Here is a 25,476-nt window from a genome sequence, read left to right as displayed (position 1 = left end):
AGACGCGACTCCCGTCGGCTCAGAGCTGCTCGCCGACGATGACGGGCTCGTTCACCAGCGTGACCCCGAACGCGTCATGCACTCCGTCGCGCACCTGCCGCGCCAAAGCGAGCACGTCGGCGGTGGTCGCGCCACCCCGGTTGGTGACCGCCAGGGTGTGCTTCGTCGACAGGGCCGCCGGCGCGGGCAGGCCGAAGCCCTTGGCGAACCCGGCGTGCTCGATGAGCCAGGCCGCGCTCGTCTTGACCCGACCGTCGGGCTCGGGGAAGCGCGGCGCGGTCGGCCCCTCCCACCCGAGCCGCTCGCCGACCCGCTCGTCGAGCCCGTCGAACTCCCGGCGGGTGAGGATCGGGTTGGTGAAGAACGACCCGCAGGACCACGTGTCGGGGTCGGCGTCGTCGATCACCATGCCGCGGGCCCGACGCTGCTCGAGGACCGCGTCGCGGGCGTCCGAGAGGGGGACGCGCGTACCGAGCTCGACGCCCAGACCCTTCGCCAGGGCGGCATACGCCACCGGGCGGCTGAGGTCGGCCACCTCGAACTGGAAGAGCACGTCGAGCACGACGTAGCGCGAGTGCCCCTTGAAGCGCGAGTGCCGGTAGGTGAAGGCGCAGTCGGCGTTCATGAAGGTGCGCACGGCCTGCTCCTGCCGGTCCCACGTGCGCACCTGGGCGATCGTCTGTGAGACGTCCTGGCCGTAGGCGCCGACGTTCTGGACGGGGGTGGCGCCCGTGCACCCGGGAATCCCGCTGAGCGCCTCGACACCGGCCCAGCCCTCAGCGACCGCGCGGGCCACGACGTCGTCCCACACCTCGCCGGCGGCGACCCGGACCACCGCACCGCCGCAGTAGTCGGCGGACTCGGGCGTGATGCCGGAGGTGGCGACGTGCACGACCGTGCCGTCGAAGCCGTCGTCGGACACGACGAGGTTGGAGCCGCCGGAGAGGACGAGCAGGGGCTCGTCGGCATCGTCGACCTCGCGGACGGCGTCGACGAGCTCGTCGGTGGTCTCGACGGTCACGAGCCGGGCCGCCGGGCCGCCGACCCGCATCGTCGTCAGCGTGGAGAGGGGGACGTCGTGTTGCTCGCGCACGAGGTGGACCTGCCGGCTCAGTCGAGGACGGCGACGGCCAGGGCGCGGCCGAGGACCTTCTCGCCGCCGCTGGTCGCGGTCAGTTCGACCGTGACGCGCTTCGTCTCCGGGTCGGCGGCCTTGACGACGCCGGCGACCTCGATGTCGGCGCCGGTCTCGTAGGGCACGACGACCGGCTTGGTGAAGCGGACGCCGTACTCGACGACGCGCCCGGCGTCGCCGACCCAGTCGGTGACGAGGGTGACCGCCGAACCCATCGTGAACATCCCGTGGGCGATGACGTCGGGCAGACCGACCTGCGTGGCGAACCGCTCGTCCCAGTGGATGCGGTTGCGGTCGAGCGAAGCTCCGGCGTACTGCACGAGGCGGGCACGGTCGACATGAACGGTCATCGGGGGCAGCGCCTCGCCGACCGTGACCTCGGAGAAGGCCCGGACTGTCGCGGGCCTCGGGGTGCTCTGCTGGGTGCTCATCACTCGCCTCCCCGGATGACGATGGTCGACGTGGCCGTGCAGACGGCCTCGCCCTGCTCGGTGGCGAGCTCGGTGCGGGTCGTGACCATGGCGTGGCCACCGGCCTCGCGCACCGTGTCGACGTGCAGCGTGCCGACGACGGCGTCGCCGGCCGTCAGGGGCCGGTGGTGGGTGAACCGCTGCTCACCGTGGACGACGCGGGAGAAGTCGATGCCGGCCTCGGGGTCGCGGATCAGCTGCGCGTCGCACTGCTGGGCGATGAGCACCGCGAACGTCGGCGGCGCGATGACGTCGGCGTAGCCGTGCGCTCGCGCCACGTCGGCGTCGACGTGCACCGGGTCGGAGGAGCCGACCGCCTCGGCGAACTCGCGGATCTTGGCGGCACTGACCCGATAGGTCTCGGTGGGCGGGTAGACCCGGCCCTGGAAGTCTGCGTTCACCGGCATACGGGCACCCTATCGACCCGCGCCGACGACAGGCCGCGGTGCCCACCACGCCCGCTGACGTCAGGAACGACAACGCTCCCCCGGCCCGGGTGGGCCGAGGGAGCGGTCGACGTGCGTCGGGCTCAGCGGGTCTCGCGGTGCTCCGTGTGCTTGCCGCACTTCGGGCAGAACTTGTTCATCGCGAGACGGTCAGGGTTGTTCCGTCGGTTCTTCTTGGTGATGTAGTTGCGGTCCTTGCAGTCCACACACGCCATCGTGATCTTCGGACGGACGTCGCTGCTCTTGCTGGCCACGGCAACCTGCTCTTTCGGAAACGTACTCGGGTGTTCGGTCGTCTTGCGACGGGTGTCGCGCGGCGCGTCACGCGTTCCGGGCTCCCGGGGTGGCACGCAGGCGCGACGTCCAAGGTTACGCGACACCCCGATGATTCGAGAAATCCGTCCGGGTGCACGCGGAAGTGGTAGCGGGAGCGGGGCTCGATCCCGCGACCTCACGATTATGAGTCGTGCGCTCTAACCAGCTGAGCTACCCCGCCATGGGCTGTCGCCCTCCGGCCCTGCCGCGACTGCGACCCGGACCGGAGACCGACCGACCAGAGCCCCAATAGGGAATCGAACCCTAGACCTTTTCCTTACCATGGAAACGCTCTGCCGACTGAGCTATTGGGGCACGGCCGACACGGAGAAAGCGTCACGAGAACGCCTTCAGGTCGACCTGTTGTGCGACGGCGAGACTACACGGTCGGCGGCGCGGATACGAAATCGGGGAGGCGTCTGGCGACCGCTCGTCGGGACGCCGGCGTCGCCCCTCCCGCGGGCAGCCTCGACACCGTCCCGCCAGAGGTGGAAATCGTCGTAGCGGTCAATCGGCGTCGTCGTGGGCGTCGAGCGCCTCTTGCGCCGCAGCCTCCTCCCGCTCCCGCCGATCGCGTATGCCGCCTGCCTCGTCGAGCTCGCCCGTCACCTTCTCGAGGCGCGCTCTGGCAGTAGCCAGGCGACGCTCGAGGTCGGCGATGCCCTCCGTGACCTCCTCCTGGCGGGCGGTGAGCACGGCGACCTGACGGTCGGCGGCGCGCAGCTCGGCCCGGGCGGTCTCGAGGGCCGACTGGAGGCGCGCCCGCTCCGCGGTCCGCCGGTTGCGGCGCCGCTCCTCCAGGTCGACGGGATCGCCGCCGCCGCCGGGCAGCACGGACAGCGACGGGCGCGGGGATGCGTCGTCGGACTCGCCGCCGAGGTCCCCGAGGGCGACGACGTCCGCGACGTCGACGGAGCCGAACCCGGAGTAGCTGAGGGACTTGACGAGGGACCCGGTGACGACGGACGCCTCGGCCTCCTCGTCGGCGATGAGGGCCGTCAGCGTCTCGCGCACCTCCTGGGCGACTCCGGCACCGAGCTTCTGACCCTCCTGCGCCGCGACCTCGGCGATGCGGTCGGCGAGGGCGTCGACGCGCTTGGCCCGCTCGCGCCCGAGGAGGCGCAGCTGGTCGGCGTCCAGGGTGCGCTGCGCCTCGCGGAGCAGGGCGGCGAACGACCGGAGCTCGTCGACCTCGTCGCCGTGCTGGCGCACGAAGTGGTTGACCGCCCACGCGGCCACGGTCGGCTTGCGCAGGGCACCGATCGACGACGCAAGATCCTTCTCACCGGCCGACTTCGCCTCGGCCACCAGCTCGGAACGCAGCGGGGTGAAGCGAGCGGGCGGGACGGCATACAGCTGCTCGACGGCGGCGCGCAGGTGCAGGATCACCCCTGCATCCTCCCGCAAACCTGCTGGTGCAGCCCGCCGCGAGCGGGCAGTCTGGGCGCGTGATCTGGATCTGTGCCACGTGCGCCGTCGAGACCGACGACCTGCCCGCGCCGCCCGTCGAGTGCGCCGTTTGCGAGGACGAGCGGCAGTGGGTGCCGGAGGACGGGCAGCGCTGGACCACCTTGGAAGAGCTGCGGGAGGCCGGGACGCGCATCACCGTGACCGAGGTGGAGGCGGGACTCTGGGGCCTGCGTGCGCAGCCAGCCGTCGGGATAGGCCAACAGACGATGGTCGTGCGCACTCCCGAGGGCGTGCTGCTCTTCGACTGCGTCGGCTACGTCGACGAGGCGGCGCTCGACTTCGTGCGGTCGCTCGGGCCGACGCTGGCCGTGGCCGCCAGCCACCCGCACATGTACGGCGTCCAGACGGAGTGGGCCCGGGCGCTCGGCGACGTGCCGGTCCTCGTCGCGGCCCCGGACGCCGAATGGGTGCGCCGGCGGGACTGCCTTGTCGAGCTCTACGACGAGCGGCGCGAGCTCGCACCCGGGCTGACCCTCCATCGGGTGGGTGGGCACTTCCCTGGACAGGCCGTCGTCGAGTGGGCGGCGGGGGCTGATGGCCGGGGGGTGCTCCTCGCGGGCGATGCCGTCTTCCCCAACCCGGATCGTCGGTCGGTGAGCTTCATGCGTAGCTATCCGAACCGGATTCCCTTGTCGGGCAACGTGGTCCAGCGCATCGCCGGGCACCTCGAGGGGCTGCACTTCGACCGGCTCTACAACAACTTCGGCGCCGTCGTGCCGTCGGACGCCAAGGCGGTGCTGCGCCGATCGGCGGACCGCCACGCGGCGTGGGCACGGGGCGACTTCGACCACTTGACGTGAGTGCCCGCGTCACCCGGCGTCGAGGGAGGACTCCTTGTGCGCGGCCTTCGCTCCGGTCTTGCTCGACTCGACGATCCAGTAGGGCTCGTCCTTCGACGCCTTGAACTTCTGTCCGTCGAAGGTGAACTCCGAGACGCGCTTCTCGACGGCCGTGCCCGTGGTGCGGCCCTGTGAGGTGTTCCAGTGGACGGTGTCCCCCTTGCTGATGGCCATGGCACCGATCAGAACACGCCTGCCGCGTCTGTGCCAGAGGTGCCGCGACCGGGTAGGTGCACGAGCGACGGCGTCGTCCGGCGCCGCCTCACACCCGTTGGAGGAGCAGCCATGAGCGACAACCCGCTGGACCCGGTGAGCGACGACCCGACGACCGAAGGCCCCGCTGACGGCGGTGCCGACACGAACGCCGAGGACGGTGGCGCCGACGGCGGTGCCGACACCGAGGGCCCCGCTGACGGCGGTGCCGACACGAACGCCGAGGACGGTGGCGCCGACGGCGGTGCCGGAGCGGACCCGAGCATCTCGATCTGATGCCCGCTGGCACGACGAGCCGAGTGTCCGCGCGACAGCGTGGGCACTCGGCCCTCCAGTCTCTGGTCGCCCTCGACACGGACGCGTTCGCCCGCCATCACTGGGCGCACACGCCGGTGGTCACGGAAGCCGCCGACCTGCCCGGAGGGCTGCTCGAGCTCTTCGATGAGAGCTCCGTCGATGAGCTCGTCTCGCGGCGCGGCCTTCGCGCCCCCTTCCTCCGGGTCGCACAGAACGGCCGCACCCTCGGCGACCGCGAGTTCACCCAGGGCGGCGGGGTCGGCGCCTCGATCGCCGACCAGGTGAGCGACGACAAGCTGCTCGGCCTTTTCGCGAGCGGGGCGACCCTCGTCCTGCAGGGCCTGCACCGCACTTGGGGTCCGCTCATCGACTTCACCCAGCAGCTCGCGCAGGAGCTGGGCCATCCCGTCCAGGCCAACGCCTACGTCACCCCGAGTCAGAACACCGGCTTCAGCGACCACTACGACGTCCATGACGTCTTCGTGCTCCAGATGGCCGGTGAGAAGCGCTGGCAGGTGCGCTCCCCGGTGCACGACTCACCGTTGCGCGACGAGCCCTGGACCGACCACCGCCCCGAGGTCGAGGAGGCCGGGCGGCGCGAGCCGGACCACGAGTTCACGTTGCGTCCCGGTGACGTGCTCTACCTGCCTCGCGGGTGGATCCACTCGGCCACCGCCCTCGGCGGTGTCAGCACGCACGTGACCCTCGGAGTCCACGTCTGGACCCGGCGCCACGTCGCGGACGAGCTCGTGTCGATGGCCCTGGCCGCCGCCAGTCGGGACGAGCGCGTGCGAGCCTCGCTCGACATCTCACCGACGGGCTTCGACCACGACGCCGTCGGCCCGGACGTCGAGCTCGTCCGGGCCGCCCTCGTGCGCGCGCTGGACGCGATCGAGCCTGCCGCCGTGGTCGACGCCCTCGAGGCGCGAGCGCGTGGCACCCAGCGTCCCGCTCCCATCGGGCCACTGGCCCAGGTGGCGGCCGCCGAGGCCCTGCGCCCGGATGCCTCCCTCGTGCTCCGGCCCTACGTGGGAGCTCGACTCGTCCCTTCGGGCGACGGCCCCGCGACCCTGCGCACCCGGCTTGCCGATTTCCCCGTCGAGGCGCACGACGTCGGCACGTTCGTCGCGCTCGTCGCCGGAGGGGTGCTGCGCGCCGACATGATCGGGCTCGACCTCGCTCGGCGTCTCATGCTCGCCGGCCTCGTCGTCGCCACCGACGACTGACGGCAGACCTTGGCCACTCGACGTGGCCGAGGCGGCCACACGTGGCCTCTCGACGGTTCACACCGTCGAAAGGCCACGTCTGGCCGGGTCACGACCGTCGAAAGGCCACGTCTGGCCGGGTCACGACCGTCGAGGGGCCACGTCTGGCCGGATCAGACCGTCGACAGGCCACGTGTTGCCGGTCAGACGGGGACGGCCGCGGTCAGGGCCGCGGTGGCCCCGACGAGACTCGGTCCGTACCACGTGAGCAGTCGGCCGCTGACGAGTGCGGTCCGCGCGTGCGCGAACGCCTCGGGGCCGTCGTCGGTGGTGAAGACGTAGGGCTCGTCGGGCAGCAGGACGACGAGGCCGTCGCGGTCGAGATCGACCACGTCGACGTGCGGATAGCGGTCGGCGTGGGCGGCCAGGACGTTGCGCCAGCCGAGCCGGGCCACGAGGTCACCCGTGAACGTGTCGCGCCCGACGGCCATCCACGGGTCGCGCCAGATCGCCACGGCGACGTCGAGGCACGGCTCGGGCACGGGTTGGTCCCACTCGTTCCGGGCGGCCGCGAGCCAGTCGGGCGTCCCCAGGTCCAGCACCTCGGCGAACAGGCGGCCCAGGGAGTCGAGCGCGCCCGGCACGGTCTCGATGTCGGTCACCCACACGGGTATGCCGTCGGCGCGCAGCCGCCGCACGTCGAGCTCGCGATTCTCCTCCTTGTTGGCCACGACGAGGTCGGGACGCAAGGCCGCGATGGCCTTGAGGTCAGGATTCTTGGTGCCGCGAACCCGTTGCACCGCAAGGTCGCTCGGATGGGTGCACCAGTCCGTCGCCCCGACCAGACGCTCCGGGCAGCTCGTCGCGAGAGCCTCGGTGATCGACGGCACCAGCGACACGACCCGCCGTGGCGCCCTCGGCAAGGACACGGCATACGCCAGGTCGTCAGCGAGTGTCACGGGCGGCACCACGTGGCCTCTCGAGTGCGCACAGGCGACAAGACGTGGCCTTTCGACGGTTGAGAGGCGACAAGACGTGGCCTTTCGACGGTTGAAGGGGGTGGGGTCAGACGTTGCGGCGGTACTGGCCGCCGACCTCGAAGAAGGCCTCGGTCACCTGCTGGAGCGAGCACACCCGCGCCGCGCGCATGAGGACGTCGAAGACGTTGCCGCCCTCGATCGCGACGGCCTTGAGCTCCTCGAGCGCCGCCGTCGCCTCGACCTCGTGCTCCTTGCGGAACGCACGGACGCGGGAGAGCTGGCCCTGCTTCTCATCCTCGGTGCCGCGGGCGAGGACGACCTTGCGGGGCACCTCACCCTCGTGCGGGTTGCGGAAGGTGTTGACCCCGATGATCGGCAGGCTGCCGTCGTGCTTGCGGTGCTCGTAGAGCATCGACTCGTCCTGGATGCGGCCGCGCTGGTAGCCGGTCTCCATCGCGCCGAGCACGCCGCCGCGCTCGGTGATGCGGTCGAACTCCTTGAGGACGGCTGCCTCGACGAGGTCGGTCAGCTCGTCGATGACGAAGGAGCCCTGGAGCGGGTTCTCGTTCATCGCGAGCCCCCACTCACGGTTGATGATGAGCTGGATGGCGAGGGCGCGGCGCACCGACTCCTCGGACGGGGTCGTCACGGCCTCGTCGAAAGCGTTGGTGTGCAAGGAGTTCGCGTTGTCGTAGATCGCGATGAGCGCCTGCAGCGTGGTGCGGATGTCGTTGAAGTCCATCTCCTGCGCGTGCAGGGACCGGCCCGACGTCTGGACGTGGTACTTCAGCTTCTGCGACCGCTCCCCCGCGCCGTAGCGCTCCTTCATCGCGACGGCCCAGATGCGACGGGCGACCCGGCCGAGCACGGAGTACTCGGGGTCCATGCCGTTGCTGAAGAAGAAGCTGAGGTTGGGCGCGAAGTCGTCGACCTTCATGCCACGGGCGAGGTAGCTCTCGACGTAGGTGAAACCGTTGGCGAGGGTGAACGCGAGCTGGCTGATGGGGTTGGCCCCGGCCTCGGCGATGTGGTAGCCGGAGATCGACACGGAGTAGAAGTTGCGCACCTGGTGCTCGATGAACCACTCCTGGATGTCGGCCATCATCTTGAGCGAGAACTCGGTGCTGAAGATGCAGGTGTTCTGGCCCTGGTCCTCCTTGAGGATGTCCGCCTGCACCGTGCCGCGGACGTTGGCGAGGGCGTATGCCGTGAGCTCCTGGCGCTCGTCGGCGCTCGGCTCCCGAGCCTCCCGCGCCGTGAAGGCGTCGACCTGCTGGTCGATGGCGGTGTTGAGGAAGAAGGCGAGGATCGTCGGGGCGGGACCGTTGATCGTCATGGAGACGGACGTCGTCGGCGACACGAGGTCGAAGCCGTCGTAGAGCGCCTTCATGTCGTCGAGGGTCGCGACGGACACGCCGGACGTGCCGACCTTGCCGTAGACGTCGGGTCGCGGGTCGGGGTCCCGGCCGTAGAGCGTCACGGAGTCGAACGCCGTCGACAGGCGCGTGGCGGGCTGGCCCTCGGAGAGCAGCTTGAACCGCCGGTTGGTGCGGAACGGGTCGCCCTCGCCGGCGAACATGCGGGCGGGATCCTCCCCCTCGCGCTTGAACGGGAAGACACCGGCGGTGAAGGGGAAGTAGCCCGGCAGGTTCTCACGGCGCAGGAAGCTGACGAGCTCGCCGTGGTCGCGATAACGGGGCAGTGAGACACGAGGGATCTTGTTGCCCGACAGCGACTCCCGCGTCAGGACGTTGCGGATCTCCTTGTCGCGAATGCGCACGACCTGCTCGTCGCCGGAGTAGGACTCGACGACCGACGGCCACGCGGTGAGGGCACCGGCGACCTCGTCGGGAAGGTCGGTGCGCGCCTCGTCGAGGAGGGCCTCGACGGCGTCGACCGCGCTCTCGGCGCTGCCCACCTCGTCGGCGGCGGCGGCAGCTGCGAGCTCGCCGCGCACGGACTCGAGCCGCTGCACCCGACTGGCGGCTGCGGCATACCGCTCGGTGGTCTCGTGGTAGCCGCGGACGGTGTCGCTGATCTCCGCGAGGTAGCGCACCCGCGAGGCGGGCACGATCGTCGCGATGCGCGTCGACTGCTTCGTGGCGACACGCGGCAGCACTCCCTCCTCGAACGGCATCCCCTTGTCGGACAACAGGTCTCGCAGCTCCTGGTAGAGCGCGGTGACGCCGTCGTCGTTGAAGGTCGCGGCCGACGTGCCGTAGACGGGCATGTCGGCGGGGCTCTTGCCGAAGGCTTCGCGGTTGCGCACCATCTGGCGGCCGACGTCACGCAGGGCGTCCTCGGCGCCGCGGCGCTCGAACTTGTTGATGGCGACGACGTCGGCGCGGTCGAGCATGTCGATCTTCTCGAGCTGGCTGCTCGCGCCGAACTCGGGCGTCATGACGTAGAGCGAGACGTCGGCGTAGTCGACGACGGCGGCGTCGCCCTGGCCGATGCCGGGAGTCTCGAGGATGACGAGGTCGAAGCCGGCCGCGCGCACGATGTCGAGGACGTCGTCGAGGTGCGTCGGGACCTGGGAGCCACCTCGCGTCGCCAGGCTGCGGAAGAAGACCCGGTCCCCGTCGAGGGAGCTCATCCGGATGCGGTCGCCGAGGAGGGCGCCGCCGCCGCGGCTGCGGGTGGGGTCGATGGCGAGGACGGCCACGCGCAGCTTGTCCTGCTGGTCGAGGCGCAGACGACGGATCAGCTCGTCAGTGAGGCTCGACTTGCCCGATCCGCCGGTACCGGTGATGCCGAGGACCGGGACGCGCCGACGCCCGGCGGCCTCGTGGAGCTGCGCGAGGGTCGCATCGTCGATGTCACCCTCCTGGGCGCCGGTGATGGCTCGCGCGACCGCAGCCCGTTCTCCGGCGAGGACCGCGTCGAGCGACGCGGCACTGGTCTCCCAGGGGTCGAAGTCGCAGTCGGCGACGACGGTGTTGATCATGCCGGCGAGCCCGAGCCGCTGCCCGTCCTCGGGGCTGAAGATGGTGACCCCGGACTCGCGCAGCCGCGCGATCTCCTCGGGGACGATGACGCCGCCACCACCCCCGACGACGCGGATGTGTCCGGCACCGTTCTCCTTGAGCAGCTGCACGAGGTACTCGAAGTACTCGACGTGGCCGCCCTGGTAGGAGCTGACGGCGACGCCCTGCACGTCCTCCTCGATCGCCGCGTCGACGACCTCCTGGACCGAGCGGTTGTGCCCGAGGTGGATGACCTCTGCGCCCTGCGTCTGCATGATGCGCCGCATGATGTTGATCGACGCGTCGTGCCCGTCGAAGAGACTGCTCGCGGTGACGAGCCGGACGTGGTGGGTCAGCTGGTGCAGGTCGCGCTTCGGTGCGTCAGACATGGGAAAATACTAGGACTTCCTACTAATGGACGTCAACGCGTCCGCGACCCTACGATGGCGCCATGAGTGCGCAGACCAGTGCGGCAGACGGGGTGAGCGGCGCGGCGCCGGCCGGTGTCGCGGCAGGGTCCGGCCTCGGGTTCGACCCGATCGCCCGGGCGCGCGAGCAGTGGGTCGAGCAGGGTTGGAGCCCGGCCGCCGACGGCATGGCCGCCATCACCTCGCTGATGCGGGCGCACCAGATCGTCCTGGCCCGGGTCGAGGCGACCCTCAAGCCGCTCGGTGTCACCTTCGCCCGGTACGAGGTGCTCATGCTCCTCTGGTTCAGCCGCCGCGGGTCGCTGCCGATGAAGGTCATCGGCAGCCGCCTGCAGGTGCACCCGACGAGCGTCACCAACGCGGTCGACCGGCTCGAGGACGCCGGGCTGGTGACGCGCTCGACGCATCCCGAGGACCGACGGGCCATGCTCGTGGCCCTGACGGCGACGGGACGCGAGCTGGCCGAGCAGGCCACCAAGGCGCTCAACACCGAGGTGTTCGAGCAGCCGGACCTCGGCGCCGAGGACGTGCGCTCGCTCGTGGACGTGCTCACCCGGCTGCGACGCGGCGCGGGCGACTTCTGAGCCCGCGGGACCGCCTCCGTGCCCACTCCGGGACGGCGGGTGCTGTCCTAGTGGTCCTGGTGCTGGTCGAGCAGCGCCCAGATCTCGCTCTCGGGGTAGCGCCGGTGACCGCCCAACGTTCGCCGGGCGTTGAGCTTGCCGGACCTGGCCCACCGACTGACGGTCTTGGGGTCCACGCGGAAGATCGTCGCGACCTCCGCCGGGGTGAGGAGTCTCTCGACCGCCGTGTCGTTGCCGTTCATCTGAGCCGCCTTGCCTGAAACGCAGCACCGGTGGAGGGGTTCGGACTCGGCGCTGGCTGCTCAACGCCGAGTCCGACGATCCCGCGGGCGGCCGAGCGGCGCGTCCGGAAGGCCGCATCCATCACGGTACGGGTACTTCATTCGACAATCAAGCGATCAGACTGACGAGCGACTGCACTCACTACATTGGGCGCATGAGACCGCCCACCGCCGCTCGCGACGCTGCGACCGCCGCCCTCCGGGAGCTGATTCTCGCCGGCGAGCGCTACCGCATCGCCGTGGCGAGCCACCTCGACCTGACCGTCAACGAGAGCCGCGCCATCAGCCACCTGCTGGCCCGCGGTCCCATGGGGCAGACCGACCTCGCCACGGCTCTGGGGCTGACGACGAGCTCGACGACGACGCTCGTCGACCGGCTGGTGGAGCGCGAGATGGTCGTGCGGGTCCCCCACCCTGACGACCGTCGACGCAGCACCGTCGAGATTCCCGAGTCGGCGATGCGCCGGCTCGGCGAGGTCCGCGACTGGATGCCGCAGGCCTTCGACCCCGTCGCGACCGCCGACCTACCGGGGGTCGCGACCCTGCTCGACGCCATCGCGACCGGGCTGCGCGGGGTGACGAGTGACATCGAGGCCGCCCGGCCGCCGCGTCCTGGTCGACGCAAGCGTCACTGAGACCGTCCCGCGTCGCACCGCGCCTCAGCCCAGGACCCGGTCGAGGAAGGCGTTGCCGAAGACGCGGTCGGGGTCGACGCGGTCGCGCAGCGCGCGGAAGTCGGACATCCGTGGATAGAGCGCGTCGAGCTCGCGGACGTCTGCGACGAAGCACTTGCCCCAGTGTGGCCGCGCCCCGAGCGGCAGGAGGGCCTCCTCGATGGCGGGTAGGACGGCATACACCTGCTCCTCGTCGCGCAGCCAGGTGAAGTGCACGCCGACGACGTCGTGGCCGTAGGCACTGCTGAGCCAGTGGTCGTCGGCGGCGACGGTGCGCAGCTCGGAGACCTGGAGCACGGCAGCCAGCCGCGGGCCCAGGCTGCGCAGTCGTTCGATCGCGGTCAGGGCGTGCTCGCGCGGGAGGAGGTACTCGCTCTGCAGCTCCTCCCCGCGGCTCGGGGTAAACCCCATGCGGAAGTGCGGCAGCCGGTCGAGCCACGGACCGGGGATGCCACCCTGCTCGGTCACCGCCTCCACCGCGGCACCCTCGAGCATGTGCAGCGCCGTCGTCGCGGCCACCGCCCCCTGGGGCTCGCGTGGCGCCTCCGGGGAGCGGCTCTTAAGCCAGACCTGCTCGATGCCCGCGCCGCGCCAGCGGGTGAACAGGCTGACGCTGTAGGTGCTGCCCGTGATCGCGTCGAGCTCGGCTGCCAGGGCCTCCCACGACAGGCCCGTGTAGACATCCTGCCGCACGTCGTAGGTGGGTTCGACGTCGAGTGTCACCGCAGTGACGACCCCCAGGGCACCGAGCGCTACGACGCTGCCTTCGAAGTCGGCGTCGCCACGACGCACCGTGCGCAGCTCGCCGTCGGGACCGACGATGTCGATCGAGCCGACGGCCGTTGCGAGAGAACCGTTCTCGACGCCAGAGCCATGGGTGCCCGTCGCGACGGCGCCTGCGACGGAGATGTGCGGCAACGAGGCCAGGTTGCCCAGGGCCCACCCGACTCGCTGCAGCTGCGTCGCCACGTCGCCGTATGCCGCGTGCCCCGTCACGCGAGCCGTGCGCGTCCCCGGGTCGACCTCGACCGTCGTCGGCAGGTCGACCAGCGACACGAGCACGCCGTCGTCGGCGTCGGTGATGTCGGTCAGGTCGGTGAAGCTGTGCCGGGATCCGAGCGCGCGCACGCGCGGCGCCGCGGCCACGACCTCCTGGAGGTGCTCGACCGACCGGACCCGCTCGATGCGCGCCCGGTACGTGTGGTTGCCCGCCCAGTTCGTCTCCGCCATCGTGTCAGTCTGCCGTGCGCCGGGTGGGCACGAGCCGGCACGGCACGCGGCCCCCGGGCGATCGCTCTGGAAACACAGGGATTTCCTGACGCCCCAACCATCCGAACTTCCCGTCGGCGAGACTGCGGGCTGGCGACCGCTGCGCGAGCACGAGGACCTGGCGCCTCGGTCAGGAGTGAGCGATCTGCGCAGGCGGCGCCTAGTGGCGTCGGTGGCGTCCTCGCTGCTCGTGGAGCTCCGGGTGGACGTCCTCGGGCAGCTCCTCGGGCTCGGCTCCCTCCCCGGGCCGCGCCACGCCCCACCCGTCCGCGGTGATGGTGTCGACCGGCGGGTTGCCCACCAGGTGCGACCGCTCCGCGCCCTCGGGGTGGTCGCGCCGAGCCCGCTCGGTCTCGTCGGGGTGGGCGTTGAGCGTCTCGCTGGTGTCGCGCCCGCGGCGGCTGTGCCGGGGTCCCACCAGGACGAGCCCGATCAGCAGGATCACGACGACGGCCAGCATGACGAACAGACCTACACGATCACCCATGGCACCTCCCGGGTCCGGTCCCCCGCACTCGACGGTACTCCGGTGCGGGAGGTGGCGGACGCGAAAGGGACGAGGTCAGGCCTGGTCGGGAGAGTTGCCCACGTCGTTCGGCGGTGCGCGCAGCGGGTCGCGCACGTCAGGCGTTCGCCCACCCGCACCCGCGCCTGCGACGGCACTGCCCTCACCGGACGCCGAGAGCGTGTCGATGGGCGGGTTGCCGATGAGCCGGTCCGGGTCGGGAGGCGCCACCGCGCCTCCGTCGGCAGCCTCGACCTCGGGATTCAGGGTCTCGTGCTCGACGCTGTCCTGGGCGCGACGGCGCGGGCGCATCACCCACAGGATCGAGCACAGCAGGACGACGACGCCCAGCATGACGAAAAGCCCTACCCGGTCACCCATGTCTCTCCTTCGGTCGGTGTCTCATGGGACGTACCCACACCGACCCCGGCGAGACGTGCTCAGCTGTCGCGAGAGCGCGGCGCCGCCTTGGACCTGGCCGCCTTGGACCTGGCTGCCCCGGCCACCCTGGCCGCGCGCTCACGCTCGAGGCGGGCCTTGGGGTCGTTGGCCTCCCCGAGCTGGGCCGGCCCGAAGAGGGTGAGTCCGATGAGCCGAAACCGGTAACCGATCCGGTAGCCGATGGAGAGTCCTGCGCTGGATCCCGACCGAGACACGATGACTCCTCCAAGTGATTAGGGCACTAACTGTTAGTGTACACATCAATGACGACAGACCGGAGGACCAGCGCCATGGCCACCCGCCCCACCATGCCTGCCGCGGCGGCGACCACCTCCCCCGACGACCTGCTGCGGCTCGACCGCCAGGTGTGCTTCGCCCTGGCGGTGGCCGCTCGCAACGTCATCGCGCTCTACCGCCCGGTCCTCGAGCCACTGGGCCTGACCCACCCGCAGTACCTCGTCATGCTCGCCCTGTGGGAGCGCTCACCGCTGACGGTGCGCGAGATCGGCCAGCTCATCAGTCTCGAGCCGGCGACACTGTCCCCGCTGCTGAAACGCCTCGAGAGCGCCGGCCTCGTCACGCGCGACCGCCACCCCGAGGACGACCGGGCCCTCGCCATCACGCTGACCGAGCGCGGGCGCCTCCTGCGCGAGCAGGCTCTCCAGGTCCCACCCCGGATCGTCGCGACCCTGGGCATGGACGTCGAGGAGCTCCAGGCCCTGCACGCCTCACTGAGCCGGGTCATCGCGGCCTCGACGCCCGCTCACCAGCCCCGGCGCTGAGCGCTACCGGCTCTCCACGACCTCCTTGGCCTTGGCGATCGCGAAGCCCCAGCCCTGGGCGAGCTTGGGCTTCGGCGGGATGGCGACCTCGTCGGGGTTCGTCACGACGTCGAGCAGCACCGGCCCGTCGGCGGCGAGCGCCCAGGTGACGGCGTCGTCCAGCTGGTCTGCCTCCGTGACGCGGCGGCTCGTCAGCCCCATCGCCGCTGCGACGGCGGCGATGTCCGGGTTGTCGAGCTCGGTCCCGAACTCCGGCAGCCCGCCCTGCTCCTGCTCGAGCTTCACCATGCCGAGCCGCCCGTTGTCGAAGACGACGACGACGACCGGGAGCCGGTAGGTCACGGCGGTGCGCAGGTCACCGAGCAGCATCATGAGTCCGCCGTCCCCGGCGAAGGCCACGACGGGACGGGTGCGGTCGAGGGCCTGCGCGCCGAGCGCCATCGGCAGCGCGTTGGCCATCGATCCGAGGTTGTAGGAGCCGACGAGCCGTCGAGTGCCTCGCATCGTGACGAAGCGCGCGAGCCACGCCGTCGACATGCCGGTATCGCTCGTGAAGATCGTCGTGTCCGGTGCCAGCCGGTCCACGGCTGCGGCCACCGCCTCCGGCCGGATCCGCTCGTCGGGGTTGTCCAGGACGGCGCGGGCCCGCCCGAGCAGCGTCTCGTCGTGGTTCGGGTCGAGCAGCGAGCGCTGCCGCTCGTGCCACTTCTGGTATGCCGTGCGGGCCGTCTCGAGGTGGGCGCGGTCCGCGCGCCGGTCGAGACGTGGGACGAGCCGGTCGAGCGTCGCCGCGGCGTCACCGACCAGGGCGTGCTGCACGGGCGTGCGTCGGCCGACGTGCTCGCCGCGCGCGTCGAGCTGGATGACGGTCTTCCCCGTCGGGTACCAGTCGCGGTAGGGGAAGTCGGTGCCGACGAGGACGAGCACGTCGCAGTCGTCCATCGCCTTGGCGGCTGCGGGGTTGCCGATGAGCCCGGACTGGCCGACCTCGAACGGGTTGTCATGCTCGAGCCCCTCCTTCGCCTTGAGCGTCAGCACCATCGGGGCCGCGAGGACGTCGGCCAGCTCGAGCACCTGCGACCTGGCGTCACGAGCCCCGCAGCCGACGAGGAGAGTCACCGGTGCGTCGCCCGCCAGGGCGGCGACGGCTGCCTCGACCTGGGCGTCGGGTGCCGGCGCGGGCACCCCTGCGGGCGCGAACGTGGCGGGCCGCACCGACTTGTCGACCGGGAGGTCGCCGACGTCACCGGGCAGGGTCAGCACGGCGACACCGCGCATCGACTGGGCCGCGTTGACGGCCTGCTCGAGCAGGTAGGGCAGCTGCTCGGCCGACGTCAGGGTCTGGCTCCACACGGACACGTCGGCGAACAGGGCGTTGTTGTCGACCTCCTGGAAGAAGTCGGTGCCGATCTCCGGGCTCGGGACCTGTCCGCAGATGGCCAGGACCGGCGCGTGCGACTTCTTCGCGTCGTAGAGGCCGTTGAGCAGGTGGATCGAACCGGGACCGACCGTGCCCATGCACACCCCGAGCGTGCCGGTCAGCTGGGCCTGCGCGCTGACGGCGAAGGCCGCGACCTCCTCGTGCCGCACCCCCACCCACTCGATGCGCTCCTCCGTGCGGATCGCGTCGGTCAGCGGGTTGAGGGCGTCGCCGACCACACCCCAGACCTGGGTCACTCCCGCGTCGGCCAACGAGGTGATGATGTGCTCGGCGACGGTGGTCATGACAGCCTCCCGCCGAAGTGGTCGGCGCTGGCCGCGGCCCAGTCGTGGGCCCAGTCCCGTGGGGGCTCCGTGAGCAGCTGCCCCGGCTCGAGCCAGTCGTAGAGCTCGGCGTAGGACTGGTTGCGGGTGGCCGAGATGTTGAGCCGCAGGTGGTGCGGCGTCAGGTCCGCCGGGTCGGTGATCCCCATCGCAGCCATGATCCGCATGGCCTCGTCGACCGTCGCCTCCTGGTAGCGGTGCACGCGCTCGCTCTTGTCCCCGACGTCGAGCGCCCTGGCTCGACGGGCGTTCTGAGTGGCGACGCCGCTCGGACACTTGTCGGTGTGGCAGCGCTGGGCCTGGATGCACCCCGCGGCCATCATCATCGCCCGGGCGGAGTTGGTGTAGTCGGCGCCCTGGATGAGCCGCTTGACGACGTCGTTGCCGGCCGCGACCTTGCCGCTCGCCCCGACGCGCACGCGGTCGCGCAGTCCCACCCCGACGAGCGCGTTGTGCACGGTCATCAGGCCGTGGGTGAGCGGCATGCCGACGTGGTCCTCGAACTCCAGTGGCGCGGCGCCCGTGCCACCCTCGGAGCCGTCCACGACGATGAAGTCCGGAGTCGTGCCCACCTCCACCATCGCCTTGCAGATGGCGAGGACGTCGACCCGCGAACCGACGCAGAGCTTGAAACCGGTCGGCTTGCCGCCGGCCAGCTCACGCATGCGGGCAATGAACTCGATGAGCTCGACGGGTGTGTGGAAGACACGGTGGCTCGGCGGGCTGACGCACTTCTCACCCTGCGGCACCTGCCGGATGTCAGCGATCTCCCGGCTCACCTTGGCCGCGGGCAGCACCCCGCCGATGCCGGGCTTGGCACCCTGGCTCAGCTTGAGCGAGACGCACTTGACGGACTCCCCGGACGCCTTGTCCGCGAAGGAGGCCGGGTCGAAGTCGCCATCCTTGGTGCGGGCGCCGAAGTAGCCCGTGCCGATCTCCCAGACGATGTCGCCACCGTTCTCGAGGTGGTAGGGCGACAGGCCACCCTCGCCGGTGTCGTGCGCGAACCCACCGAGCGCCGCACCCTTGTTGAGGGCGCGGATCGCGTTGGCGGACAGGGCACCGAAGCTCATCGCCGACACGTTGAGCAGCGCCATGGAATAGGGCTTGGTGCAGTCAGGACCGCCGACGAGGACGCGGGCCGGAGCGTCGGGCGGGTCGGCCGGGGCAGCAGAGTGCAAGAGGTACTCGTAGCCGACCGCGTTGACGTCGAGCTCGGTGCCATAAGGGCGCTCGCCGTGGATGCCCTTGGCCCGCTCGTAGACGACCGAACGCGTGTCGCGGTCGAAGGGTCGGCCGTCCCAGTCGCGCTCGATGAAGTACTGCTGCAGCTCGGGGCGGATGTCCTCGAGCAGGTAACGCAGGTGGCCGACGACGGGATAGCGCCGCAGGATCGTGTGCTTGCGCTGGAGGAAGTCCCACGCCGCCAACCCCGCCGCCCCCGCGCCGGCTCCCCCGACCACCCATCTGCTGCGACCCACGGCTTGCCTCCTGCTCGATCGGACGGGCCGAGTGCCGACCCGCGTACAGGTCGGGAGCGCGCGCTCGGGCAGGCGCACTCCGTCGTTCGCGTCCCCCAGCGACCTACCCGCGAGGCCGGGCCGGCTACCTGAGAGGTTCCTGAGTCAACGTCTCGTCGGGGGTTCACCCCATGCTCGGGCGAGGGCCGATTCGTCACAGGGACCATCCAGCAAACAACCAGCCGGATCGGGGATCGTCGGGCTCATGGGGACCCGAATCTTCCGGACGCCGGCTTCGCACCGTCCTGCTCGGCTGGTCACCGGTCTCTACGCCGTCGCCACCGTCGTGGCGCTCGCGCTCACCCTCTTCGCGCGTTCCCACACCCACCCGACCCTTGCCGAGGAGGTCTTCGGCCTGCTCAACGTGCCGGTCGGGGCGACCTTCGTGTCGGTCGTCGTGCTGGCCCTCGCCACGCGGGCACTGTGGGGTCGCAAGCGCATCGGGCTCTGGTTCGTCGCCGTCTTCCAGGCGTTCGGGATCTACCTCGGCGTCGCCGAGATGCTCCCCCGCGTGCGGCTGCCACTCAGCGAGATGTGGGAGACCCGGGGGGATCTGGGCCGTGGCCTCGACACCGTCTCCATGGTCGTGGCCGTCATCGCCCTCTGGTGGCTGTGGCGCATCCGTGGCGAGTTCACCGGTCGCCTGCAGCGCGGCTCATGGGGGCTGGCCGCTGCTGCCCTCGCGGTCGGCTCGGCGGTCACCACCGTCGTCGCCTGGCTGCTCGTCGGCGCGGTCAACGCACCGCGGTCCCAGGTGCGAGAGCTCGTCGGCACGGTGCTCGCCGCCTTCGGAGGCGTCGGGCGCCGCAACCTCGCCGGCATCCCACCCTGGGTCGTCGACGTGGTCGCGGCCTGCGCGGCGCTGACGATCCTCGCAGCGGTCACCCTCTTCCTCGCCTCGGCCCGTCCCCGCAGCCGGTGGTCGCAGGACCGCGAGGTGGCCCTGCGCGGCCTGCTCGCCCGGCACGGCTCCGAGGACTCCCTCGGCTACTTCGCGACCCGCCGCGACAAGGCCTCGGTGTTCTCCCCCGACGGCCGCGCGGCCGTGACCTACCGCGTCATCGCAGGAGTGTCGCTCGCGTCCGCCGACCCCGTGGGGCACCGCGACAGCTGGCAGCCGGCCATCGAGGCCTGGCGGGCCGAGGCCCGCGAGTTCGGCTGGGTGCCCGCGGTGGTGGGCGCCAGTGAAAGAGGAGCCCGGGCGTATGCCGCCACCGGGGGCATGCGCGTGCTGCTCCTCGGGGACGAGGCGATCCTCGACCCTGCGCACTACGACCTGCGACGAGCCTCCCTGTCACCGGTACGGCACGCCGTCAGCCGGGCCGCCCGCGCCGGGATCGAGGTGCAGGTACGCCGCCAGCGCGAGCTGCGTGCTGACGAGCTCTCCGAGCTCTCGGATCGCGCGGAGGCCTGGCGCCGGGGAGAGACCGACCGCGGCTTCTCCATGGCCTTGGGCCGGTCGGGCGACCGCGCGGACGACGAGGTCCTGCACGTGACCGCGCACGGGCCCGACGGGTCTCTCGTCGGACTCCTGTCCCTCGTGCCCTGGGGACGTGCCGGAGTCTCCCTCGACGTCATGCGCCGGTCCCCCGAGGCGCCCCACGGCGTCACCGAGCTCATGGTGAACGAGCTCCTCACGCGCTCGCGCCAGCTCGGCCTCACCCGGGTCTCGCTCAACTTCTGCATGTTCAGGGCGGTCTTCGAAGACGCCGAACGCCTCGGGTCGCGGTCGCTCACGCGGGTCGGCGCCTCGGTGCTCGGTCTGCTCGACCGCGTCTGGCAGCTCGAGCGGCTGTACCGCTCGAACAAGAAGTACGAGCCGTCGTGGCAGCCCCGGTTCCTCTGCTACGACGACGCGGTCTCGCTGCCCCAGGTCGCCGTGGCGGTCGGCGCCGCGGAGGGCTTCGTGCGCTATCCCTCCCTGCGGAGCTCCTCGACGGAGCTCGACCCCGAGCACCTGGCGCTGGCCGCCGAGATGGCTGCGACCAGCGCCGACGTCGAGGCGCTCGGTCCGCGGCGTTCCGACCAGTTCCGCCACCGGGCCGCGACCGTCGAACGGATGCGCGAGGCCGGTCTCGACGCCTACCCCGTCGGCGCCTCGTCGGTCGCCACGACACCGCTCGCCGACCTCGACGCGCAGGACTGGGACGGGCGGCGCACGCTCTCGGTGGTGGGGCGCGTGCGCCAGGTGCGTGACCACGGCGGCGTCGTCTTCGCCACCCTGGTCGACGGCGACGCCCGGGTGCAGGTGCTGCTCGACGCGGCGCGCCTCGGTCGCGAGGGCCTCGACCAGTTCACGGCGTTCGTCGACGTCGGCGACCTCGTGCGTGTCGACGGCACGACCGGCCTCTCCCGCTCCGGCACCCGGAGCCTTCTCGCGCAGACCTGGCGGATGGAGGCCAAGTCCTTGCACCCCATCCCCTTCGACGCCTTCGAGGACCCCGCTGCCAAGGCCCGGCAACGCTCGACCGACCTGCTCGTGCACCCGGGCAGCGTCGAGCTGCTGCGCCGCCGCTCGGCGGTCGTCGGCGCGATCCGTCGCAGCCTCACCGACGCCGGCTTCCTCGAGGTGGAGACGCCCATGCTCCACACGACGCACGGCGGAGCGAGCGCTCGCCCCTTCCGGACCTTCATCAACGCCTACGGCGTCGACCTGTCCCTGCGCATCGCGCCCGAGCTCTACCTCAAACGGCTCCTCGTCGCCGGCCTCGGGCCGGTCTTCGAGCTCGGTCGGAACTTCCGCAACGAGGGCGCCGACGCGACGCACAACCCCGAGTTCACCTCGCTCGAGGTCTACCAGCCCCATGGTGACTACGTGACGATGCGCCTGCTCGCGGAACGTGTCGTCCGGGAGGCGGCCCGCGCCGTGCACGGTCGTGAGGTGATCCCCGTCCCGGCTGCCGGCCAGGTCCGCGCCGGCCTCGACGGTGTCGAGCTGCTCGACATCAGCGGTGAGTGGCTCGTCGTCCCCGTGCTCGATGCCGTCTCGGAGGCGGTCGGGAGCACGGTGACGATGGGCACCGACATCGACGTGCTCCTCGGCATCGCCGCGATGCACGGGGTCCGGGTGCGTCCCGAGATGGGGGCCGGCGCCGTCATCGAGGAGCTGTATGCCGCTCTCGTCGAGCCGACGACCCTGCAGCCGACCTTCTACGTCGACTTCCCGCGGGAGACCTCTCCGTTGACCCGTCCGCACCGCCGGGAGGACGGGCTCGTGGAACGCTGGGACCTCGTCGTGGCCGGGATGGAGATCGGCACGGCATACAGCGAGCTGACGGACCCCCTCGACCAGCGGACCCGGCTCACGGAGCAGTCGCTCAAGGCCGCCGCCGGTGACCCGGAGGCGATGGAGGTCGACGAGGACTTCCTCCTGGCCCTGGAGACCGGCATGCCGCCGAGCGGAGGTCTCGGGCTCGGGGTCGACCGGCTCGTCATGCTGCTCACCAACACCCCGATCCGCTCGGTGCTCACCTTTCCCTTCACCCGCCCGGCGCCCGGCGCCCTCGCCGCCCGAGAGGCCGGTTCCGCCCGCCCCGCCCGCGAGGCCGGAGACGCTCGGGTCACCACACCCACCCCAGCCCCTCGAGAAGCGAGCCCTGCATGGAGCTGACCGATGCCAGCCTGCTCGCCCTGCTGGGCGTCATCGCACTCGCCCTCTTCGGCCTGCTCGTCGCGGGACTGCCCCGCTCCCGGCGTCCGGTCGTGGCCGGGGCGGTGCGGGGTGCCCAGGTGCTCCTGCTCAACGTGATCGTCGTCGCCGTGGCCGGAGCGGCGCTCAACGACCAGTACCTCTTCTACTCCAGCTGGGGCGACCTCTTCGGGTCCCGCTCCTCCTCCGTCCAGACCCACCAGGGCGGCACGGTCCCCGAGGTCGTCGCGGCGCCGGTGCACGGTCCGGGCCTCGGCGGCGCCGTCACCCCCGGGGTGCTGCCCGGGCTGCCACAGCCGTCCACCCGACTGCAGACCTACACCGTCGTCGCGGCGCGCTCGAACGCCAAGGCGCAGGTCTACGTCTACCTCCCGGCCGGCTACGACCCACACTCGCCGCGGACCTACCCGGTCATCGTGGGCCTGCACGGCTTCCCGGGGAGCCCGAGCACCTTCCTGGGGCTCAACTTCATCAGCACCATCGACCTGTTGACGTCGCAGCACCGCATGGCGCCGTCGATCGTCGTCGTGCCGCGCATCGACACCCCGGCCAGCCTCGACACCGAGTGCGTCAACGGCGGTCCCGGTCAGCCGCAGACCGACACCTGGCTCGCGCACGACCTCCCGGCGTGGACCGTCCACCACTTCCGGGTCCAGCGCAAGCGCACCTCCTGGGCCACGGTGGGCTACTCCTACGGCGCCTGGTGCGCGGCGTCGTTGACCATGCGTCACCCGGATGTCTACGGCGCCGCGGTCGTGCTCCAGGGCTACTTCCGCCCCGACTTCAGCGCGGCCTACGACCCGCTGACCACGGACGGCCTGCGCAACTACGACCTGGTCGCCCTCGCGCGCAACGCGCCACCACCCGTGGCGATGTGGGTGCTCACCTCGCGAGAGGACTCCCTGTCCTATCCGACGACGTCGAAGTTCCTCAGTGTCGCCCGGCCACCGCTCGACGTCACGGCCACCGTCCTCGCGCACGGCGGGCACCGTCTCGACGTGTTCACCCCCTACGTGCCGAACGCCCTGACCTGGCTGGCCCAGACCCTGCCCGGGTTCCGTGCCTGAAGGAGGAGGGCGTATGCCGTCCGGCGACCTGCCGAGGGCGCCGCGGCCCGACGCCCCAGCGCGGTCTCGCGCACGTGGTCGCCCTGCCTCCCACCACGTCATCGCGGTGCTGCTCGGTCTGGCGGCGCTCGTGGGCCTCGTCGTGAGCGGGATCGTCCCGGGACTGCTCCCGTCTCCCACGGTCGAGCCCGCGCCCGGCCCAACCCCGACCCTCGCGAGCGGTCCCGCGGGAGCCTCGGGAGCCTCGGGAGCCTCGGGAGCCTCGGGAGCCTCGGGAGCCTCGGGAGCCTCGGGAGCCTCGGGAGCCTCGGGAGCCGACCCTGCGACACCCTCGGCAAGCCCGTCCGTTGCCAAGGGGCCCCTGACCCTGGTCGGGCTCGGCGACTCGGTGCCCTCGGCGGAGACGTGCGGCTGCACCGGCTACGTCGAGCAGACGGGCAGCAGGCTCGGGCAGCTGACCCACCGCGGCTGGGTGGTGCACAACGACGCCAACGGCGGCTGGACCACCGCTGACGTCGTCTCCGACCTCGACTCCGCACCGACCCGCGACCACCTCGCCAGTGCCGACCTCGTGGTCGTCGAGGTGGGCGCGAACGACTTCAACCTCGACCGCGTCGAGGACAGCAGCTGCTTCCCGGCCGCGGGGTCGGCCTGCTGGTCCTCGACGGTGGCCGGACTGCGCGACGGGCTGACCCAGATCATCCAGACGGTCCGCAGCATCGACCACCGCCCGGACCTGCGCATCGCCCTGCTCGGCTACTGGAACATCACCGTCGACGGGTCGGTCGGTCGTGCGCTGGGCGAGAGCTACGTGCTCGGCAGCGACGCGCTCACCCGGCTCGTCAACGAGACCATCCAGCAGGTGGCCACCACGACAGGGACCGTCTACGTCGACGCGTACAGCCCGCTGAAGGGCCCGACCGGCACGCGCGACCCCACGGACGACCTGCTCTTCGACGGCGACCACCCGAATGCCGACGGCCACGCCCTCCTCGCCGGGGCCGTGGTGGACCAGCTCCTCACGACGGGAGCGGTGCCCGCCTGGACGGCGGCGCCCTGAGATCGTCCGCCGTCACGTCACGGTGTCGGACGCTCGACGCGCTCCCTCGTTGTTGCGCCGTGCCGCCCGGTCGCCGAGGATCGTCAGCCGGTCGACGAGGGGGGACCCGAGCCGGCGTCTCGCCTCGTGGCCCGGGGCCGTCCGGGCCCCCTCCCGCCCGGGCGCGTCGGGCAACAGCCGACCCATCAGCCCCATGAGGCGCGTCGTCGTCGCCGGGGCGAGCCCACGGAACCGGATCCCGAGCCAGGCCAGCGGCGTGAGGACGACCATCGGGCGGCCGGCGAGCACGGCATCGACGATCCGCCGGGCGGCACGATCGGCGTCGACGGACAGGAGGGGGAGCGAGGCGGCCGACGCGAACCACGCGTACTCCGCCGCGGCGTCACCGCCGAAGCGCGCATGCTGGTGACCACCGGTCCGCATGAGGCCGGGCACGATGGTCGTGGCCGTGACGCCGCTCCCGCTGAGAGCCGCCGCGAGGCCGTCCGAGAAGCCGACAGCGGCGAACTTCGCCGTGGCATACGGCAGCAGGTGCGGCGGCGACACCATGCCCCCGATGGAGGTCACCGTCCCGATCCGCCCGCGTCCGCGACGACGCATGTGGGGCAGCACCGTCATGGCGGCATGGATGGGACCCCAGGCCATGGTGTCCATCGCGTCTTCGAACTCGTGGAGAACGAGTGACTCGACGGGAGCGGTCTGGATGACCCCGGCCACCGTGACGAGGACCTCGATGGGGCCGACGACGTGCTCGACCCGGCCCACCAGCTCCCCGACGTCGTGACGGTCCCGGACATCGCACCGCTCCCCCGACACGGGTCCCCACTCGCTCAAGGTCCGTGCCGCGCCCTCGATCTCCTCGACGTCCCGGGCCGCGACCACCACGCGGTGCCCGCGGGTCAGCAGCTCCCGGGCGATGAGCAGTCCCAGCCCGCGAGACCCGCCGAGGACGACGGCCACCGGCCGCTCGGCGGAGGTCTCGGTCGTCTCGGTCGTCTCGGTCGTCTCGGTCGTCTCGGTCGTCTCGGTCGTCTCGGTCGACGCTGTCGCGTCGGACAGGGCCCGGTCGCTCGGTCGGGTCGGGTGCATGCTGCGCCTCCTGGCGGGTTTTCCCTC

General features: G+C 71.5%; 25 protein-coding genes and 2 tRNA genes. 9 read left to right on the top strand and 18 right to left on the bottom strand.

Annotated elements, in window-relative coordinates; translation table 11 throughout:
• Positions 1–19: 19 nt before the first annotated feature.
• The 7 genes from AB4030_RS13000 to AB4030_RS12970 all read right to left on the bottom strand — a co-directional run bounded on the left by AB4030_RS13000 (position 20) and on the right by AB4030_RS12970 (position 3,755).
• Positions 20–1,093, bottom strand: coding sequence for a UDP-N-acetylmuramate dehydrogenase (locus AB4030_RS13000; RefSeq protein ID WP_442279642.1), 1,074 nt, complete (start codon positions 1,091–1,093; stop codon positions 20–22).
• 17 nt (positions 1,094–1,110) lie between these two features.
• Positions 1,111–1,566, bottom strand: a complete 456-nt coding sequence (locus AB4030_RS12995) for a MaoC/PaaZ C-terminal domain-containing protein (protein WP_442279641.1) — start codon at positions 1,564–1,566, stop codon at positions 1,111–1,113.
• Entirely contained in the window at positions 1,566–2,012 is a 447-nt protein-coding gene (locus AB4030_RS12990; RefSeq protein WP_442279640.1) for an FAS1-like dehydratase domain-containing protein, read from the bottom strand. The genes AB4030_RS12995 and AB4030_RS12990 overlap by 1 nt, the downstream gene beginning before the upstream one ends.
• A gap of 122 nt (positions 2,013–2,134) precedes the next feature.
• Positions 2,135–2,305 (bottom strand): 50S ribosomal protein L33, encoded by a 171-nt coding sequence (gene rpmG / locus AB4030_RS12985; protein WP_020143294.1) that lies wholly within the window; start codon positions 2,303–2,305, stop codon positions 2,135–2,137.
• Positions 2,306–2,470: 165 nt separating this feature from the next.
• Positions 2,471–2,547 (bottom strand) — tRNA-Met (locus AB4030_RS12980).
• 61 nt (positions 2,548–2,608) lie between these two features.
• Positions 2,609–2,681, bottom strand: a tRNA-Thr gene (locus tag AB4030_RS12975).
• 192 nt (positions 2,682–2,873) lie between these two features.
• Positions 2,874–3,755 carry a hypothetical protein gene (locus AB4030_RS12970; RefSeq protein WP_442279639.1) on the bottom strand — a complete coding sequence of 294 codons (882 nt, stop codon included), beginning with the start codon at positions 3,753–3,755 and terminating at the stop codon, positions 2,874–2,876.
• A gap of 59 nt (positions 3,756–3,814) precedes the next feature.
• On the opposite strand from AB4030_RS12970, the gene AB4030_RS12965 reads away from it, so the two are divergent.
• Positions 3,815–4,636 (top strand): hydrolase, encoded by an 822-nt coding sequence (locus tag AB4030_RS12965; RefSeq protein WP_442279638.1) that lies wholly within the window; start codon positions 3,815–3,817, stop codon positions 4,634–4,636.
• Between the two features lie 9 nt (positions 4,637–4,645).
• Here the strand turns inward: AB4030_RS12965 and AB4030_RS12960 are convergent, their stop codons facing one another.
• The gene (locus AB4030_RS12960; protein ID WP_442279637.1) at positions 4,646–4,849 is read right to left on the bottom strand and encodes a DUF2945 domain-containing protein; all 204 of its coding nucleotides are present in this window, start codon (positions 4,847–4,849) and stop codon (positions 4,646–4,648) included.
• 111 nt (positions 4,850–4,960) lie between these two features.
• Here AB4030_RS12960 and AB4030_RS12955 point away from each other — a divergent pair, with 111 nt between their 5' ends.
• Together AB4030_RS12955 and AB4030_RS12950 are read left to right on the top strand one after the other, a co-directional pair.
• Positions 4,961–5,164, top strand: a complete 204-nt coding sequence (locus AB4030_RS12955) for a BatC protein (RefSeq protein ID WP_442279636.1) — start codon at positions 4,961–4,963, stop codon at positions 5,162–5,164.
• Between the two features lie 23 nt (positions 5,165–5,187).
• Entirely contained in the window at positions 5,188–6,411 is a 1,224-nt protein-coding gene (locus AB4030_RS12950) for a cupin domain-containing protein (protein ID WP_442279635.1), read from the top strand.
• A 182-nt stretch (positions 6,412–6,593) separates the two neighbouring features.
• Here AB4030_RS12950 and AB4030_RS12945 read toward each other — a convergent pair whose 3' ends face one another.
• Together AB4030_RS12945 and icmF are read right to left on the bottom strand one after the other, a co-directional pair.
• Positions 6,594–7,349 (bottom strand): helical backbone metal receptor, encoded by a 756-nt coding sequence (locus tag AB4030_RS12945; protein WP_442279634.1) that lies wholly within the window; start codon positions 7,347–7,349, stop codon positions 6,594–6,596.
• Positions 7,350–7,455: 106 nt separating this feature from the next.
• The gene (gene icmF / locus AB4030_RS12940) at positions 7,456–10,725 is read right to left on the bottom strand and encodes a fused isobutyryl-CoA mutase/GTPase IcmF (RefSeq protein WP_442279633.1); all 3,270 of its coding nucleotides are present in this window, start codon (positions 10,723–10,725) and stop codon (positions 7,456–7,458) included.
• Between the two features lie 62 nt (positions 10,726–10,787).
• Between icmF and AB4030_RS12935 the strand changes: the two genes are divergently transcribed.
• Positions 10,788–11,348, top strand: a complete 561-nt coding sequence (locus AB4030_RS12935; protein WP_442279632.1) for a MarR family winged helix-turn-helix transcriptional regulator — start codon at positions 10,788–10,790, stop codon at positions 11,346–11,348.
• Positions 11,349–11,395: 47 nt separating this feature from the next.
• Here the strand turns inward: AB4030_RS12935 and AB4030_RS12930 are convergent, their stop codons facing one another.
• Positions 11,396–11,590 (bottom strand): BldC family transcriptional regulator, encoded by a 195-nt coding sequence (locus tag AB4030_RS12930; protein WP_442279631.1) that lies wholly within the window; start codon positions 11,588–11,590, stop codon positions 11,396–11,398.
• Positions 11,591–11,784: 194 nt separating this feature from the next.
• Between AB4030_RS12930 and AB4030_RS12925 the strand changes: the two genes are divergently transcribed.
• Positions 11,785–12,264, top strand: a complete 480-nt coding sequence (locus AB4030_RS12925) for a MarR family winged helix-turn-helix transcriptional regulator (RefSeq protein WP_442279630.1) — start codon at positions 11,785–11,787, stop codon at positions 12,262–12,264.
• Positions 12,265–12,288: 24 nt separating this feature from the next.
• On the opposite strand, the gene AB4030_RS12920 is transcribed toward AB4030_RS12925, so the two are convergent.
• From AB4030_RS12920 to AB4030_RS12905, 4 genes are all read right to left on the bottom strand, one after another.
• Positions 12,289–13,533, bottom strand: coding sequence for a D-arabinono-1,4-lactone oxidase (locus AB4030_RS12920; RefSeq protein WP_442279629.1), 1,245 nt, complete (start codon positions 13,531–13,533; stop codon positions 12,289–12,291).
• A gap of 199 nt (positions 13,534–13,732) precedes the next feature.
• Entirely contained in the window at positions 13,733–14,059 is a 327-nt protein-coding gene (locus AB4030_RS12915) for a hypothetical protein (RefSeq protein WP_442279628.1), read from the bottom strand.
• 75 nt (positions 14,060–14,134) lie between these two features.
• Entirely contained in the window at positions 14,135–14,458 is a 324-nt protein-coding gene (locus AB4030_RS12910; RefSeq protein WP_442279627.1) for a hypothetical protein, read from the bottom strand.
• Between the two features lie 59 nt (positions 14,459–14,517).
• Positions 14,518–14,733: a hypothetical protein gene (locus tag AB4030_RS12905; protein WP_442279626.1), complete on the bottom strand. Its 216-nt coding sequence runs from the start codon at positions 14,731–14,733 to the stop codon at positions 14,518–14,520.
• 75 nt (positions 14,734–14,808) lie between these two features.
• Here AB4030_RS12905 and AB4030_RS12900 point away from each other — a divergent pair, with 75 nt between their 5' ends.
• Positions 14,809–15,300 carry a MarR family winged helix-turn-helix transcriptional regulator gene (locus AB4030_RS12900; RefSeq protein WP_442279625.1) on the top strand — a complete coding sequence of 164 codons (492 nt, stop codon included), beginning with the start codon at positions 14,809–14,811 and terminating at the stop codon, positions 15,298–15,300.
• A 3-nt stretch (positions 15,301–15,303) separates the two neighbouring features.
• Here the strand turns inward: AB4030_RS12900 and AB4030_RS12895 are convergent, their stop codons facing one another.
• Together AB4030_RS12895 and AB4030_RS12890 are read right to left on the bottom strand one after the other, a co-directional pair.
• A complete protein-coding gene (locus AB4030_RS12895) occupies positions 15,304–17,025 on the bottom strand; it encodes a thiamine pyrophosphate-dependent enzyme (RefSeq protein WP_442279624.1) in 1,722 nt (573 codons plus the stop codon).
• Complete coding sequence (locus tag AB4030_RS12890) at positions 17,022–18,545, bottom strand: FMN-binding glutamate synthase family protein (protein WP_442279623.1); 1,524 nt, start codon at positions 18,543–18,545, stop codon at positions 17,022–17,024. The genes AB4030_RS12895 and AB4030_RS12890 overlap by 4 nt, the downstream gene beginning before the upstream one ends.
• A gap of 244 nt (positions 18,546–18,789) precedes the next feature.
• Here AB4030_RS12890 and lysX point away from each other — a divergent pair, with 244 nt between their 5' ends.
• From lysX to AB4030_RS12875, 3 genes are read left to right on the top strand one after another with little or no spacing between them, the layout of a single operon-like run.
• Positions 18,790–22,194, top strand: a complete 3,405-nt coding sequence (lysX, locus tag AB4030_RS12885) for a bifunctional lysylphosphatidylglycerol synthetase/lysine--tRNA ligase LysX (protein ID WP_442279622.1) — start codon at positions 18,790–18,792, stop codon at positions 22,192–22,194.
• Positions 22,185–23,300: an alpha/beta hydrolase gene (locus AB4030_RS12880; protein ID WP_442279621.1), complete on the top strand. Its 1,116-nt coding sequence runs from the start codon at positions 22,185–22,187 to the stop codon at positions 23,298–23,300. Before lysX ends, AB4030_RS12880 begins: the two co-directional genes overlap by 10 nt.
• A gap of 13 nt (positions 23,301–23,313) precedes the next feature.
• A complete protein-coding gene (locus AB4030_RS12875) occupies positions 23,314–24,360 on the top strand; it encodes an SGNH/GDSL hydrolase family protein (protein WP_442279620.1) in 1,047 nt (348 codons plus the stop codon).
• 12 nt (positions 24,361–24,372) lie between these two features.
• Here AB4030_RS12875 and AB4030_RS12870 read toward each other — a convergent pair whose 3' ends face one another.
• Complete coding sequence (locus AB4030_RS12870; protein WP_442279619.1) at positions 24,373–25,449, bottom strand: SDR family NAD(P)-dependent oxidoreductase; 1,077 nt, start codon at positions 25,447–25,449, stop codon at positions 24,373–24,375.
• Positions 25,450–25,476: the final 27 nt, after the last annotated feature.

It is taken from the genome of Terrabacter sp. 2YAF2 (genome assembly GCF_052114705.1).
Taxonomy (GTDB): Bacteria; Actinomycetota; Actinomycetes; order Actinomycetales; family Dermatophilaceae; genus Terrabacter.
This window is presented reverse-complemented; position numbering and strand designations above follow the sequence as displayed.

Coding starts and splice junctions, on each gene's coding strand:
- AB4030_RS12900 (WP_442279625.1), top strand. CDS start 14,809: ATGGCCACCCGCCCCACCATGCCTGCCGCGGCGGCGACCACCTCCCCC.
- AB4030_RS12930 (WP_442279631.1), bottom strand. CDS start 11,590: ATGAACGGCAACGACACGGCGGTCGAGAGACTCCTCACCCCGGCGGAG.
- lysX (WP_442279622.1), top strand. CDS start 18,790: ATGGGGACCCGAATCTTCCGGACGCCGGCTTCGCACCGTCCTGCTCGG.
- AB4030_RS12910 (WP_442279627.1), bottom strand. CDS start 14,458: ATGGGTGACCGGGTAGGGCTTTTCGTCATGCTGGGCGTCGTCGTCCTG.
- AB4030_RS12925 (WP_442279630.1), top strand. CDS start 11,785: ATGAGACCGCCCACCGCCGCTCGCGACGCTGCGACCGCCGCCCTCCGG.
- AB4030_RS12955 (WP_442279636.1), top strand. CDS start 4,961: ATGAGCGACAACCCGCTGGACCCGGTGAGCGACGACCCGACGACCGAA.
- AB4030_RS12870 (WP_442279619.1), bottom strand. CDS start 25,449: ATGCACCCGACCCGACCGAGCGACCGGGCCCTGTCCGACGCGACAGCG.
- AB4030_RS12880 (WP_442279621.1), top strand. CDS start 22,185: ATGGAGCTGACCGATGCCAGCCTGCTCGCCCTGCTGGGCGTCATCGCA.
- AB4030_RS12920 (WP_442279629.1), bottom strand. CDS start 13,533: ATGGCGGAGACGAACTGGGCGGGCAACCACACGTACCGGGCGCGCATC.
- AB4030_RS12990 (WP_442279640.1), bottom strand. CDS start 2,012: ATGCCGGTGAACGCAGACTTCCAGGGCCGGGTCTACCCGCCCACCGAG.
- AB4030_RS12915 (WP_442279628.1), bottom strand. CDS start 14,059: ATGGGTGATCGTGTAGGTCTGTTCGTCATGCTGGCCGTCGTCGTGATC.
- icmF (WP_442279633.1), bottom strand. CDS start 10,725: ATGTCTGACGCACCGAAGCGCGACCTGCACCAGCTGACCCACCACGTC.
- AB4030_RS12875 (WP_442279620.1), top strand. CDS start 23,314: ATGCCGTCCGGCGACCTGCCGAGGGCGCCGCGGCCCGACGCCCCAGCG.
- AB4030_RS12895 (WP_442279624.1), bottom strand. CDS start 17,025: ATGACCACCGTCGCCGAGCACATCATCACCTCGTTGGCCGACGCGGGA.
- AB4030_RS12995 (WP_442279641.1), bottom strand. CDS start 1,566: ATGAGCACCCAGCAGAGCACCCCGAGGCCCGCGACAGTCCGGGCCTTC.
- AB4030_RS12935 (WP_442279632.1), top strand. CDS start 10,788: ATGAGTGCGCAGACCAGTGCGGCAGACGGGGTGAGCGGCGCGGCGCCG.
- AB4030_RS12960 (WP_442279637.1), bottom strand. CDS start 4,849: ATGGCCATCAGCAAGGGGGACACCGTCCACTGGAACACCTCACAGGGC.